This window comes from Mesorhizobium huakuii, from assembly GCF_030160235.1.
GTDB lineage: Bacteria > Pseudomonadota > Alphaproteobacteria > Rhizobiales > Rhizobiaceae > Mesorhizobium > Mesorhizobium huakuii.
Genome location: NZ_BSNY01000007.1, coordinates 75,817 through 88,963, shown reverse-complemented (window position 1 = coordinate 88,963; position 13,147 = coordinate 75,817). Strand labels below are relative to the sequence as shown.

At 63.6% G+C, this 13,147-nt stretch carries 14 protein-coding genes and 1 riboswitch; of the genes, 3 read left to right on the top strand and 11 right to left on the bottom strand.

Features of this window, described 5'->3' with window-relative positions; all coding sequences use genetic code 11:
• Window positions 1–15 precede the first annotated feature (15 nt).
• Window positions 16–489: a hypothetical protein gene (locus tag QQK95_RS01750; protein WP_284268219.1), complete on the top strand. Its 474-nt coding sequence runs from the start codon at window positions 16–18 to the stop codon at window positions 487–489.
• A 173-nt stretch (window positions 490–662) separates the two neighbouring features.
• The gene (locus tag QQK95_RS01745; RefSeq protein ID WP_284268217.1) at window positions 663–1,838 is read left to right on the top strand and encodes a GGDEF domain-containing protein; all 1,176 of its coding nucleotides are present in this window, start codon (window positions 663–665) and stop codon (window positions 1,836–1,838) included.
• A gap of 12 nt (window positions 1,839–1,850) precedes the next feature.
• Here the strand turns inward: QQK95_RS01745 and gcvP are convergent, their stop codons facing one another.
• Genes gcvP through gcvT form a run of 3 tightly spaced genes read right to left on the bottom strand, consistent with a single transcriptional unit; the run spans window position 1,851 to window position 6,153 of the window.
• The gene (gcvP, locus tag QQK95_RS01740; protein WP_284268215.1) at window positions 1,851–4,664 is read right to left on the bottom strand and encodes an aminomethyl-transferring glycine dehydrogenase; all 2,814 of its coding nucleotides are present in this window, start codon (window positions 4,662–4,664) and stop codon (window positions 1,851–1,853) included.
• Window positions 4,665–4,678: 14 nt separating this feature from the next.
• The gene (gene gcvH, locus QQK95_RS01735; RefSeq protein ID WP_284268213.1) at window positions 4,679–5,047 is read right to left on the bottom strand and encodes a glycine cleavage system protein GcvH; all 369 of its coding nucleotides are present in this window, start codon (window positions 5,045–5,047) and stop codon (window positions 4,679–4,681) included.
• A gap of 5 nt (window positions 5,048–5,052) precedes the next feature.
• The gene (gcvT, locus tag QQK95_RS01730; RefSeq protein WP_284268212.1) at window positions 5,053–6,153 is read right to left on the bottom strand and encodes a glycine cleavage system aminomethyltransferase GcvT; all 1,101 of its coding nucleotides are present in this window, start codon (window positions 6,151–6,153) and stop codon (window positions 5,053–5,055) included.
• Window positions 6,154–6,302: 149 nt separating this feature from the next.
• Window positions 6,303–6,389, bottom strand: a riboswitch (glycine riboswitch).
• A 230-nt stretch (window positions 6,390–6,619) separates the two neighbouring features.
• On the opposite strand from gcvT, the gene QQK95_RS01725 reads away from it, so the two are divergent.
• The gene (locus QQK95_RS01725) at window positions 6,620–7,621 is read left to right on the top strand and encodes a hypothetical protein (protein ID WP_284268210.1); all 1,002 of its coding nucleotides are present in this window, start codon (window positions 6,620–6,622) and stop codon (window positions 7,619–7,621) included.
• On the opposite strand, the gene QQK95_RS01720 is transcribed toward QQK95_RS01725, so the two are convergent.
• The 8 genes from QQK95_RS01720 to QQK95_RS01685 all read right to left on the bottom strand — a co-directional run bounded on the left by QQK95_RS01720 (window position 7,618) and on the right by QQK95_RS01685 (window position 13,119).
• Complete coding sequence (locus QQK95_RS01720) at window positions 7,618–8,055, bottom strand: GNAT family N-acetyltransferase (RefSeq protein ID WP_284268208.1); 438 nt, start codon at window positions 8,053–8,055, stop codon at window positions 7,618–7,620. The two genes, QQK95_RS01725 and QQK95_RS01720, sit on opposite strands and share 4 nt — an antisense overlap.
• A complete protein-coding gene (locus tag QQK95_RS01715) occupies window positions 8,055–8,864 on the bottom strand; it encodes a molybdopterin-binding protein (RefSeq protein ID WP_284268206.1) in 810 nt (269 codons plus the stop codon). Before QQK95_RS01715 ends, QQK95_RS01720 begins: the two co-directional genes overlap by 1 nt.
• Window position 8,865: 1 nt before the next feature.
• Entirely contained in the window at window positions 8,866–9,747 is an 882-nt protein-coding gene (locus tag QQK95_RS01710) for a cytochrome b/b6 domain-containing protein (RefSeq protein WP_284268204.1), read from the bottom strand.
• A gap of 97 nt (window positions 9,748–9,844) precedes the next feature.
• A complete protein-coding gene (locus QQK95_RS01705; RefSeq protein WP_284268202.1) occupies window positions 9,845–10,522 on the bottom strand; it encodes a DUF1345 domain-containing protein in 678 nt (225 codons plus the stop codon).
• A 31-nt stretch (window positions 10,523–10,553) separates the two neighbouring features.
• On the bottom strand, window positions 10,554–11,024 hold the full coding sequence (locus QQK95_RS01700) for a YaiI/YqxD family protein (RefSeq protein ID WP_284268200.1): 471 nt from the start codon (window positions 11,022–11,024) through the stop codon (window positions 10,554–10,556).
• Window positions 11,021–11,293, bottom strand: a complete 273-nt coding sequence (locus QQK95_RS01695) for a hypothetical protein (protein ID WP_284268198.1) — start codon at window positions 11,291–11,293, stop codon at window positions 11,021–11,023. Before QQK95_RS01695 ends, QQK95_RS01700 begins: the two co-directional genes overlap by 4 nt.
• A 61-nt stretch (window positions 11,294–11,354) precedes the next feature.
• Entirely contained in the window at window positions 11,355–11,924 is a 570-nt protein-coding gene (gene gfa, locus QQK95_RS01690; RefSeq protein WP_284268196.1) for an S-(hydroxymethyl)glutathione synthase, read from the bottom strand.
• A 67-nt stretch (window positions 11,925–11,991) separates the two neighbouring features.
• Window positions 11,992–13,119, bottom strand: coding sequence for an S-(hydroxymethyl)glutathione dehydrogenase/class III alcohol dehydrogenase (locus tag QQK95_RS01685; RefSeq protein ID WP_010909722.1), 1,128 nt, complete (start codon window positions 13,117–13,119; stop codon window positions 11,992–11,994).
• Window positions 13,120–13,147: the final 28 nt, after the last annotated feature.

Here is a 13,147-nt window from a genome sequence, read left to right as displayed (position 1 = left end):
GCGACGGGGCAGGGCATGCGTCAGACACAATTTGCGGCGGTGGCCACGATGGCGGCCGTCCTGATGATCACCGGGTGCACGACGAACAACAACGTCGACGCGACCAAGACGACCGCGATCCAGCCGGCGGCGAAGGATGTCGACACATCCGACCTGGCGCAGGGCAAGGCGCAGTTTCGCGACGCCAATTATGGTCTCGCCGAACAGCATTTCCGCAAGGCCGTCGAACTGAAGGCCGACAATGCGGAGGCCTGGATGGGGCTCGCCGCTTCCTATGACGAGCTCGGCCGCTTCGACTTCGCCGACCGCGCCTATGGCCAGCTCTTGAAGGTCGCCGGCCGCAAACCGCAGATCGTCAACAATATGGGCTATTCGCAACTGCTGCGCGGCAACAAGAAGAAGGCCAGGGCGCTGCTGCTCGAGGCGAAGGCCGGCATGGCCGACCCGACGGTCGTCAACGCCAATCTCGCCTTGCTGAACAAGGGCTGATGCGCGTTTGATCCTCGCGCCGGCCAAGGTGCGATTTCCGGACAGGCACTGTCGACGCTTTGTAAACCCTAACCGCAGCTTGGGTTGAAAGATCGGCTGAAAGCCATGTTCGAGGGCTGCCGCTGACCTAGAATGCGGCATAATCGCCGACGCTGGAGAGGCCGCCGCCCGATATGCTGGATTTCAGTTCGCTCCTGCTCGCGGCCGCGCTGTCGGGCACATGCCTGGCCGTCACCATGTTTGCCATCTGGCTCACCGCACCGCGGGCGCGTTTCGTGCTGACGGTGGCGTGCGGCATTATCGTGCTTGTCGCGCATGTGATCCTGTTCTGGCGCTACACCAAGGAGCCCGATCCGCTGCTTTGCCAGATCGCGCTGGCGCTGCTCAGCCTGGGCTTCCTGATCATCTGCCTTTCGGCCATGCAGTATCTCGGCGTGCCGGATCACAGGCGTGCGATCGTGCCGACGCTTGCCGCCATGGCAGTCTGCGCCGCCTTCACCTTCCTGGGCCTTGACGGTGTCGGCTTCATCGTCACCTACGCGACGGTGACCGTGCTGCTGTCGACGATCGGAGCCATGTTCTGGGTCAATGGCAGCCACGATCGCCGGATCCTGCTGGTGGTTTCGTTCCTGAGCGGCACCTGCGCGGTGTCGTTTGCCCTTTGCGGCGTGGTTCTGATGGCCAAGGGACAATGGACGCTCGGGGCGGCGCCCGACAACTGGGCCGAGCGTTTGAATTCCGTCGTGGCAGTGGCCTGCATGACCGGCCTCGGCGCCTTGACGCTCTCCCTTCATCATCTGCAGGCGCAGATCGAGTTGAAGGCCGAGACGATGACCGATCCATTGACCGGGCTGATGAACCGTCGCGGGTTGATGTCCCTCCACGCTGAGCGGCCCTTCGGTCCCTTCATGGCGGTCGTCATGTTCGACCTCGACCACTTCAAGAGGACGAACGACATCTACGGTCACCCGGTCGGGGACCAGGTCCTGTGCCGCTTCGCCGCCGTCATCCGGAAATATGCCAGGACCGGCGTCGACGCCTTTCGCCTGGGCGGCGAGGAATTCGCCATCGTCATGTCGCGGATGACGGAAGAGCGGGCCCATGATCTCGCCAGCAAGATCGGCGTGGCCTTCGGCACCGAAATCGTTCCTACCCCGCTCGGTCCGTTGCGCAGCACGGTCAGCGGCGGCATCGGCTTTGGCGGCGTCGACGGCAGCAGCCTGGACGAGGTGCTGGCCGAGGCGGACGCCGCGCTCTACGCGGCCAAGCGCGCCGGCCGAAACTGCGTGATCAGCCGCAAAAGAATGGGCAAGGCCGAACCGGTCAAGCCGGCCTTGCGCTCCGCGTAGGCCGAGAGGCTGCTACTCCGCCGCTCCCAGATAGTCCGACAGCGGCGGGCAGGAGCAGACCAGATTGCGGTCGCCGGCGACATTGTCGATGCGCGACACCGGCGGCCAGTACTTGGCTGCGGTATCGGCGTCGCCGGCGGGATAGGCCGCTTCCAGGCGCGAGTAGGGGTGGGTCCACTGTCCGGCCAACGTCTCGGCGGCGGTGTGTGGCGCGTTGACCAGCGGGTTGTCGGCCAAGGGCCAGTCACCTCTGGCGACTTTCGCGGCTTCGCCAGCAATGGCGATCATCGCCTCGCAGAAGCGGTCGAGCTCGCGCTTCGGCTCGGATTCCGTCGGCTCGACCATCAGCGTGCCGGCGACCGGAAACGACATGGTCGGTGCGTGGAAGCCGTAGTCGATCAGGCGCTTGGCGATGTCGTCGACGCTGATGCCGGCGCTCTCCTTGAGCACGCGGGTGTCGAGGATGCATTCATGCGCGATGCGATCGTGGCGGCCCTTGTAGAGCAGCGGGAAGTGCGGCGCGAGCCGTGTCGCCACGTAGTTGGCCGAGATGATGGCGGTCTCCGTTGCCTGCTTCAGTCCGGTGGCGCCCATCATGCGGATATACATCCAGGTGATCGGCAAGATGGAAGCGCTGCCGAAGGGAGCCGCCGACACGCCATGCGCCGAGCCTTCGGTGACATGGCCCGGCAGATAAGGCTTCAGATGTGCCTTGACGCCGATCGGACCGATGCCGGGGCCGCCGCCGCCGTGCGGGATGCAGAAGGTCTTGTGGAGGTTCATATGGCAGACATCGGCGCCGATATCGGCGGGCCGGGCGAGCGCGACCAGTGCGTTGAGGTTGGCGCCGTCGAAATAGACCTGGCCGCCATGCTCGTGGATGAGGGCGCAGAGGTGGCGGGCGCCTTCTTCGTAGACGCCATGCGTCGAAGGATAGGTGAACATCAGCGCGGCGAGATTCCTGGAATGCTCGTTGGCCTTGGCCCGCATATCGTCCATGTCGATATTGCCGTCTTCCAGGCAGCGCACGACGACGACGCTCATGCCGGCCATCGCCGCACTCGCCGGATTGGTGCCATGCGCGGAGGAGGGGATCAGGCAGACCGTGCGATGGCCTTCGCCGCGCGAGCGGTGATAGGCGCGGATGGCGAGCAGGCCGGCATATTCGCCCTGGCTGCCGGCATTGGGCTGCAGGCTGACCGCGTCGAAGCCGCTGATTTCGGATAGCCAGCCTTCCAGCTCGCCGATCATGGCGCGATAGCCGGCCGAATGGCTGGCCGGCGCGAAGGGATGCAGATTGGCGATGCTTGGCCAGCTCACCGGCATCATCTCGGCCGCCGCGTTGAGCTTCATGGTGCAGGATCCGAGCGGGATCATGGAGCGGTCGAGCGCCAGATCCTTGTCGGCCAACCGGCGCAGCAGGCGCATCATGTCGGTTTCCGACTTGTTCTCGTTGAAGACCGGCTGGGTCAGAAACTCCTTTCCACGCGGCTTGCCGGGAACGCTGCTCTCGGCCGAGGGAGCAGCTTTGGCGCCGAACAGGGAAGCGATCGCTTCGAGGTCGGCGTCGGTCGAGGTTTCGTCGAAGCTGATCCCCACATGGTCGGCGTCGAGGACGCGCAGCAGCCGGCCGGTCTTTTCGGCGGCTTCGGCGAACTCAGCGGCCTTGCCCTTCGCCTCGACCGTTACCGTGTCGAAGCGGTTCGCGCCGAGCACCGACACGCCCGCCGCCTTGAGGCCGCTTGCCAGACGGTTGGCCAGCGCGTGGATGCGCCCGGCAATCGCCTGCAGCCCGGCGGGGCCGTGCCAGATGGCATAGGCCGTCGCCATGTTGGCGAGCAGCGCCTGCGCGGTGCAGATGTTGGAGGTCGCCTTGTCGCGGCGGATATGCTGTTCGCGCGTCTGCAAGGCCAGGCGGTAGCCAGGCCGGCCCTTGCTGTCGGTCGACTGGCCGACGAGGCGGCCGGGCATCAGGCGCGTCAGTTTGTCGGAGACGGCGCAGTAAGCGGCGTGCGGGCCGCCAAAGCCCATCGGCACGCCAAAGCGCTGCATCGGGCCGACGGCAATGTCGGCGCCGAGTTTCGCCGGCGCATCGGTCAGCGTCAGGCCAAGCGGATCGGCGATGAAGACGACGATGGCGCCGGTGGCGCGTGCTTTGTCGATTGCCGCCTTATGGTCGCCATAGACGCCGAAAGTGTCGGGCCAGGAGACGAGCAGGGCAGCCGTGTTGTCGTCGATCGTCTCGCCATCGATCTCGATGCCGAGCGGTTCGGCGCGGGTGCGCACGACATCCAGCGTCTGCGGATGCGGCGTGCCGGCGAACGCCACCTTGGTGCGCTTGTCGCGGTGGTGGCGTAGCGCAATGCCGACCGCTTCGGCGACGGCGGTTGCCTCATCGAGCAGCGAGGCGGACGCCACCGGCAAGCCGGTCAATTCGGCGACCAAGGTCTGGAAATTGAACAGCATTTCGAGCCGGCCCTGGCTGATCTCAGCCTGATAAGGCGTGTAGGCCGTGTACCAGGCCGGATTCTCGAACAGATTGCGCTGGATGACCGGCGGCACGTGGACGCCGTGATAGCCGGCGCCGATGAAGCTCTTCAGCACCGTGTTCTTCGCCATGATGGCCGACAATTCGGCCAGCGCTTCGGCCTCGCTGGCCGGCCCGGGCAAGGTCAGCGGCAGGTCGAGGCGAATCGACTGCGGCACGGCCTGGCTGATCAGCGTCTCGACGGAGGGGACGCCGATCACGGCAAGCATGGCCCTGACATCGTTGACGCTCGGACCGATATGGCGGGCCGAGAAGGGGGTGAGTGCTGTGGTCATCATCTCTAGTCCTGATTTCAGGCGATATGGGCTTTGTAGGCGGCCTCGTCCATGAGGCCGGCGAGCTGGCTTTCGTCGGCGAGCTTCATCTTCCACAGCCAGCCGGCGCCGGTTGCCGCCGAGTTGACCAGCGACGGGTCGGAAGACAGCGTGCCGTTGGCCTCGGTGATCTCGCCGTCGACCGGCGCGTAAACGTCGGAGGCCGCCTTGACGGATTCGACCACGACGGCGGTGTCGCCCTTGGTCAGCTTCTTTCCGGTTTCCGGCAGTTCGACGAAGACGAGGTCGCCGAGCTGCTCCTGCGCGTAGTCGGTAATGCCGACGGTGGCGATGCCGCTTTCGACGCGAAGCCATTCGTGATCTGATGTGAAATACGTCTTTGCCATGGAGTTCATCCTTTGCGGTAGCGATGAGGGGTGAAGGGAAGGGAACTGATATCGACGGGGATCTTCGTGCCGCGTACCTCGGCGAACACCCGTGTGCCCGGCTTTGCCAGCGATGCGGCGACATAGCCCATGGCGACCGGATGGCCGGCCGAGGGGCCGAAGCCACCCGATGTGACATGGCCGGCGGGATTGCCGTCGGCGTCGAACAGGGCGGCACCGGCGCGCACCGGCTGGCGGCCCTCCGGCTTCAGCCCGACGCGCTTTTGCGGCGGGCCGCGTTCGACGGCGGCACGTAAGGCGTCGGCGCCGATAAAGGCGCCGGAAGCTCTGATGTCCTTGGGGATCGCCCACATCAGCGCGGCCGCGGCCGGGTCGGTCTCCGGCGTGATGTCCTGGCCATGCAGGCAAAGCCCGGCCTCGAGCCGCAGGCTGTCGCGCGCGGCAAGGCCGATCCACAGAACGCGCTCGTCTTCGAGCAGCTTCGTAACCAAATCCCGTGCGGCGGCCTCCGGCAGGCCGATCTCGAAACCGTCCTCGCCGGTATAACCCGACCGGCTCATGAACCAGTCTTTCCGCGGCTCGACCCCGTGCATGAACAGCAGCGAGCCGGTCTCGATGCCGGCGCGAGACAGCACGGCCCAGGCCTCGGGTCCCTGGATGGCCAGGAAGACGCGGTCGAGCGGCTCGACCGTCACGTCAAAAGTCGTGGCCAGCTCACGCAGATGCTTTTCGTCGGCGACGGCGTTGCCGGCATTGGCGACAACCATGAACCTGGTATCGCCGAGCCGGGTGACGATCAGGTCGTCCAGGATGCCGCCGGCCTCATTGAGGAAGAAGGACAGTTTCGACTGCGAGATTTCGAGCGCGCCGGCATCCAGGGGGCAAGCGCGGTCGAGCAGCGCAACCGCTTGCGGTCCGCTGACCTTGAACAGTTTCATGTGCGAGATATCGAAGAGACCGGCATGCTCGCGGGTGTGCAGATGCTCCTTCATGACGCCGGCCGGATAGGTCAGCGGCATCGACCAGCCGGCAAAGGCGCCGAAACGCGCACCGGCGGCTGTATGGATGTCTTCGAGGGGAAGGTGTTTGCTATCGTCGCCCGTCATGTCGTCTCCAGAGTCGCACGCAATCGGCCGCGAATGGCGACCAGTCCGTGCCCCTCTGTCTGAAGCCTGAGAGACTCGCGCAGCCGGAACTCTGTCAGCGGCGCTTACACCTTCGGCGCGGGGGCAAGCCCCGACTTTCCAGAGTGTCTTTCCCGTCTACGGTTCTTTTGCCTGAGAGATTTCGGGCGATTTCCCCTTCGGCGGCAGCTCTCGCTGCTCTCTCCCGCAAACAGGTAGGACTCAGTATCCCGAGCCCTCGACGCGCCATCCATAGCCCGTCGGCGACACCTTGTCACCTCCCAGCGACATTTAAAGCGCGTCGCTGAAACGGATCGAGGCGATGCGCTTTGGCTCTTTGATTTGACGCATGTCGACAAGTCTTCGCTAACCACGCCGTTTGCCGGTTTTTCAAGACACTCCTGATATAGCAGGCCGATGTAGCGCTTTGGGGCGGACGGGGACGACAATGGGCGAATTGATCATGAGCGCGCCGGTGGCTGGGCTGACCTCGAAGAATCGCATTGCTCCGGAGGACGTGCTGATGCTGCGCCGCGACGTGTTCGCCGATGGCGTGGTGACCCGGGGCGAGGCCGAGGCGCTGTTCGCTCTCGACCAGACGGCCAAGGACAAATGCGCGGAGTGGGCACCGTTCTTCGTCGAGGCGGTCACCGACTACATCGTCCATCAGGAAAAGCCGTCCGGCTATATCTCGCAGGACAACGCCGATTGGCTGGTCCGCACCATTTCGCGCGACGGGATGGTCGACAGCCGCACCGAACTCGAATTGCTGGTCCATGTGCTGGAAAAGGCGAGATCCACGCCGAGCAAGCTTTGCGTCTATGCGCTGGAGCAGGTTGCGCATGCCGTCATCGACGGCAAGGGACCCCTGATGCTGGGCGGCGCGCTGGTGCCTGGACTGATCGCCAAGGCGGAAGTCGAATTGCTGCGTCGCATCCTGCATGCCCATGGCGGCGACGGCAACATCGCCGTCACCCGCGGCGAGGCCGAGGTGCTGTTCAGAATCAACGAACAGACAGCCCAGGCCAAGAACGATCCGTCCTGGAATGACCTCTTCGTCAAGGCGATCGCCAATTTCGTCATGTGCTCGGCCGGCTATGAGGCACCGACCCGCGATGTGGCGCTGCGCCAGGAAAGCTTCCTCGAACACGCCGATCCGCAGATCGGCGGCTTCTTCAGCCGCATGGTTTCAGGCGGCCTCGCCGGCATCATCGAGGCCTACCGCTCCCCCGATGACATCGAGGCCGAGTGGGAGGCCAAGAATAGGGCGACCGAGGCCCTGGCCCGCCGCGCCGAGACGGTCGATGCCGGCGAAGCCAAATGGCTGGTCGAGCATATTGGGGGGAACCGGCCCTTATACGAGAATGAGCGGGCGCTGCTGACCCTGATCAAACATGCCTCGCCGGAGATCCATCCGGCATTGAGGCCGCTGCTCGACAAGGTTGCTTAAAGTGCACTGTCTGCTTCTATCGTTTTACAAAGGATGATGTTGGAGTGACCTTCGGGCCATTCCGCGAGTTCGGCGATGCGCCGGAAGCCAGCCTTCTCGTAGAGGCCCGGCGCCTGGAAGTCGTGGCTGGAGACCCAAATTCTCCTGACGCCTCGATCGGTTGCCTCAGCGACAAAAGCGCTGAGCAACTGCCTTGCATAGCCTCGGCCGCGATAGGCCCCGTCAATCCACATCAATGTCAGCTCGGACGTGTTCGCCCAAGAGTAGCCGGCGGCAATGCCGATCGCATGTCCTGCACCGTCGCGAATAACGAAAGCCAGCCCCCGGTCATCGGCGCAGCCAGTCGCGCGCCGGTTGTCGCTTTGGAGACGTTCCTCGAGCGAACCCAACTCTATCGGCGACAAATCGTGCTCGGCCTGTATGCTCGCGATCATCAAATCCCGCCATACCAGTCGTAGCCATTGTCTTCCCAATAGCCGCCGCGACCGCCGCCGACATTGGCGAAGCCGTCGACCAGCTCGATCTTGTAGAGGTATTTCGGCATCTTGTAGCCGAGCTGGCGCTCGACGCGGACACGCAGCGGGGCGCCGTTTTCGACCGGGAGCGGTTTGCCGTTCAGGCCATAGGCGAGGATCGTCTGCGGGTGGCGAGCGTCGATCAGGTCGATCGTGCCGTAATATTTGATGTCGCCGGACAAGCTGCGATCGATCGTATCGAGGCAATGGAACATGACGTAGCGCGCCTGCGGCTTGACCACCGCCTGGTCGAGCACCAGCGACAGCGGCGTGCCGGTCCATTTGGCGATGCAGCTCCAGCCCTCGACGCAGTCGTGACGGGTGATCTGGGTGCGGCTCGGCATATTCTGAACTTGCTCGCGGCTGAGCGATAGCGGTTTTTCGACCAAGCCCGAGACTTCCAGTCGCCAGTCTGCGAAATTGTTGGAGAGCAGGCCCTTGTAGGTGTCATCATCAGGCGCGGTGACGCCGTTTGGCCGCTGCGGCTGGCGGATGTCGGCTTCGGTGAATTCGGGCGCCAGTTTGTCGCGACCTGCGAGCAGGCGCTGGGCGCGATAAGTCAGGCCATTGGAGTTTTCGAGGAAACTGCGCAGGCCGCTGCCAATACTCAACTGGCTGTCGAAGGCGTCGCAGCCCGACAGCATGATGCCGGAGGCGCCAAGGCTGGCGGCGGTCAGGAACTTCCTTCGACTGATCTGAAAATTGGGGCTGATCTGGAATTTCGCCATGTCAGGCACTCCTCTCGGTCGTCTTGTCGTCATGCGCGGGAGGGTCGGTGCGGTACCAGCCGGTGATGATCGAGCGTAGTTCGTTGATCGGGCCGGCGGCAAGGATCATCAGAATGTGGATGATGAAGAAGCCGACCAGCAGAAGCATGGCGGTGAAATGGATGGTGCGCGCCGTCTGCCGGCCGCCGAGCACCTCGTTGAGGAAGGGCAGCACCGAATTCATGCTGGGCGACATGGCAAGGCCGGTGATGATCATCAGCGGCAACAGCACGAACAGCACCCCACCATAGGCCATCTTCTGCAGCGTGTTATATTCGCGCGTGTGATGGAATTTCAGCTTGGCGTGATCGACGATGTCCCGCGGCAGGCGCTTGAGGTCGTCAAGGCGCGGGGCGAGATCGCGCCTGATATGGCCGTTCACCAGGCTGGCGACCAGCCAGACGATCAAGGTCGTCGTCAAGATCCAGGCGAAAAAGAAATGCACGACGCGGGCGGTGCCGAGGTCATAGTAGGACGGAATGGTGGCCCAGGACGGGAAACCGCGCGCCGTCTCGTTGCCTGGCGGACCCGACCAGCCGAGCACGCCCGTCGTGTCGAAGCGGTGTCCGAAGATTTCGGTGTAGCCGCGCGGCCCGGCGCTCGTGTTTTCGGCACCGATTTCGAAGATGGTGTTGTTGTAGCCGAAGCCGGATTGCTTGCCGATGTAGAGCTGCGGCCGGGCGTTGAAGATCTGCAGGCCGGAAAGCAGCATGAAGAACAGCGAGATGGCCCAGATCCAGTGCGTCAGCCTCGTCCAGCGCGACTGCCGATAGATCAGCGTGCTGTCGCTCGACACGGGAGCGTCCGGTCCGGTGGCGGATTGGCTTCTGGCAACGGATTCCATCTTGTCTCGTCTCCCGGCCTCACGGCGTGGCCTGCGCGTTCATTGTCCTCCTGATACGTCGCGATCCAAACCGATGTTTCACCCGATCACGGATTTATTACGGGCCGCCCAGACTGACGGCGAGATTGACGGCCGCGGCGACGATGACGGTGTTGAAGAAGAACGACAGGACCGAGTGGACAAGGACGACACAGCGCATATGCGTCGTCGAGATGTTGGTGTCCGCGGTCTGCGCCGTCATGCCGATGACCGCCGAGAAGTAGAGGAAATCCCAGCCTTCCGGGCGCTTGTCGCCCGGGAACAGCAATCCGCCGACCGGGATTTTCTTCTTGGTTTCGGCGTCGACCGCATCGCCGTCCATCCAGTAGACATGCGCGTAGTGAAGCGCGGCCATGGCATGAATGGTGAACCAGCCGAGCGGGATAGACAGCAGCGCGAAACCGAGCTCGACGGAATTGCCTCTGTCTTTCTGATTGATAAGCAGGAACAACGAGACAACGGCGACGACAACGACGACAAGCGTCACCGCGAAGATGACCAGCACAGGCTGGTCGGTGGCGCGCGCGTTCTTGCTCAGATATTTGCCGGTGAATTTGGGCATCTGGCTGACGACAAGGATGACGTAGGCGGCGAAAAAGGCGTTGGCGCCGATCGAATAGGCGAGCGGGGCGTGCAGCAGCAACGCCACAAGCAGCGCCAACGCCCCGAAACACGCCGACATTGCGAACAGCATATGGCGCCGCATGGGTTTCTGGATCGGGGTTTCGGCGGCCATGGCGGTCTCCACCCTGGATGGCGCTCGGTTTCTAGCCGGGTGTGACGGATTTCAGCGCGCGCCGCAAGATGCGGTCGAGTTCACCAAGGAACCGCGAACGGTCCTGCGGAGCGAAGGAGGCATTGTAGCCCTTGCTCTCGCCCGTTTCGCGCAAATGCTGCTTGAGGTCGCGCATGGCTACCGCCATGCCGATCGTTTCCGGCGTAAACGGCCGCCCTGTGGGTCCAAGCACATGTGCGCCGAGCGCCACCGCTCGGGCGGCAAGCGGAATATCCGCCGTGATCACGATGTCGTTGGATTTGGCATTCTCGACGATCCAGTCATCGGCGGCGTCGGCGCCCTTGGAGACCACGACATTGCGGATCATCGGATCGCGCGACGGCCGCAAGCCACCGTTGGAGACATAGGTGACGACGACGCCAAGGCGCTCGGCGACCTTTTCGACCTCGGCTTTGACCGGGCAAGCGTCGGCGTCGACATAAATGGCAGGGTGCCCGCTCATGCTTGCGTGATACCGTCGTCGACGACGATTTCGGCTTCCTTGTCGACCATATGTTCACGCATAACCACCTCGGCCTCCCTTATCGCACTTTTCACATAAGGGCTTCTGGCGCTGAATGTGATTTCGTCGACGCATCTATCGATTTCGTCGATATCGATGCTGATGCGTTTGTTGTGACGAAATCTTCGCCAGAGGTCTTCGCCGAAATTGCGAATACGGTGGATATCTGAGGTTTTCCAGTCGCGAAATTTGATGCGGATCGTGACCATGAGGCTACAGCCTTCGCGCGACTGGTGCGGGCCGAATCCCGAAGAATCGGCCCGCGACCGTTCAGGCCGGCAAGACGCCGGACTTCTTCGCCGTCCAGGTGGCCATATAGTCCATCAGGCCGGGGTTGAGGCAGTCATAGGGCTCCAGCCCGATTGTCTTCAGCCGTGCCCGAATGCCGTCCATCCGCTTCGGGTCGACGCCCGATTCGATGATCGACGAAACGAAGGCGGCGAACCCCGGCGGCGACCAACCATCCTCGACGAAGCGCTCGGGATGGATGAAGGTCAGTCCCTTGAAAGCATGATCGCGCTCGACCGGGCCGTGCATATGAACGCCGCAGCCGGTGCAGGCATGGCGCTGGATCAGGGCGGAGGAGTCGACCACTTTCAACTTGTCGCCATTCTCGCTGACGGTGACGTCGCTGGTGCCGGCAACGGCAACCACCGAGAATATGGCGCCTTCCGGCTTCCAGCATTTGGTGCAGCCGCAGGCGTGGTTGTGGGCGATCTGCCCCTTGACCTTCACCTTGACCGGTTTGCTTGTGCAGGCGCAGACCAGCGTGCCGCCGGCAAAGCTCGCGCTCTCCTTGGGCAGGCCATTGTCGATTTTCGGATGCAGTTTCTCCGCCATTCTTTTCTCCTCCCAGTTGTGAACCACAGAGGTCGCTGGCCGGTCGGTCGGCGGCGTGTGGCTTGCTTCAGTAAACGACGACGCTACGGATCGACTTGCCCTCATGCATGAGGTCGAACCCCTTGTTGATGTCTTCGAGCTTCAGCAAGTGGGTGATCATCGGATCGATCTGGATCTTGCCGTCCATGTACCAGTCGACGATGCGCGGCACGTCGGTGCGGCCGCGCGCGCCACCGAAGGCGGTGCCCATCCAGGTGCGGCCGGTGACCAGCTGGAACGGCCGCGTCGAGATTTCCTGGCCGGCGCCGGCGACACCGATGACGACCGACTTGCCCCAGCCGCGATGCGAGGCTTCCAGCGCCTGGCGCATCACCTTGGTGTTGCCGGTGCAGTCGAAGGTGTAGTCGGCGCCGCCGATCTGGTCGGCACCGCGCTTGGTCATGTTGACGAGGTGAGGGACGATGTCGCCGTCGATCTCCTTCGGATTGACGAAATGCGTCATGCCGAACCGTTCGCCCCAAGCCTTCTTGTCGTTGTTGAGGTCGACGCCGATGATCATGTCGGCGCCGGCAAGCTTCAGTCCCTGGATGACATTCAGGCCGATGCCGCCGAGGCCGAAGACCACCGCGGTCGCGCCTTGCTCGACCTTGGCGGTGTTGATGACGGCGCCGATGCCGGTCGTCACGCCGCAGCCGATGTAGCAGATCTTGTCGAAAGGCGCGTCGGGATTGACCTTGGCCAGCGCGATCTCAGGCAATACGGTGAAGTTCGAGAAGGTCGAGCAGCCCATATAGTGGAAGATCTTGTCCTTGCCGATCGAGAAGCGTGACGAGCCGTCGGGCATCAGGCCCTGGCCCTGTGTGGCGCGGATCGCCGTGCACAGATTGGTCTTTCTCGACAGGCAGGACGGGCACTGCCGGCACTCCGGCGTATAGAGCGGGATGACATGATCACCCTTCTTGACCGAGGTGACGCCCTTGCCGACATCGACCACCACGCCGGCGCCCTCATGGCCGAGGATGGCTGGGAACAGCCCCTCCGGATCGGCGCCCGACAAGGTGAACTCGTCTGTGTGGCAGATGCCGGTCGCCTTTATCTCGACCAGCACCTCGCCTTCGCGCGGACCGTCGAGGTCGACCTCCATGATCTCCAGCGGCTTTCCGGCGGCGACAGCGACAGCGGCGCGGGTTTTCATCAGGCGTCCTCCAATGCGAATTTTTTTC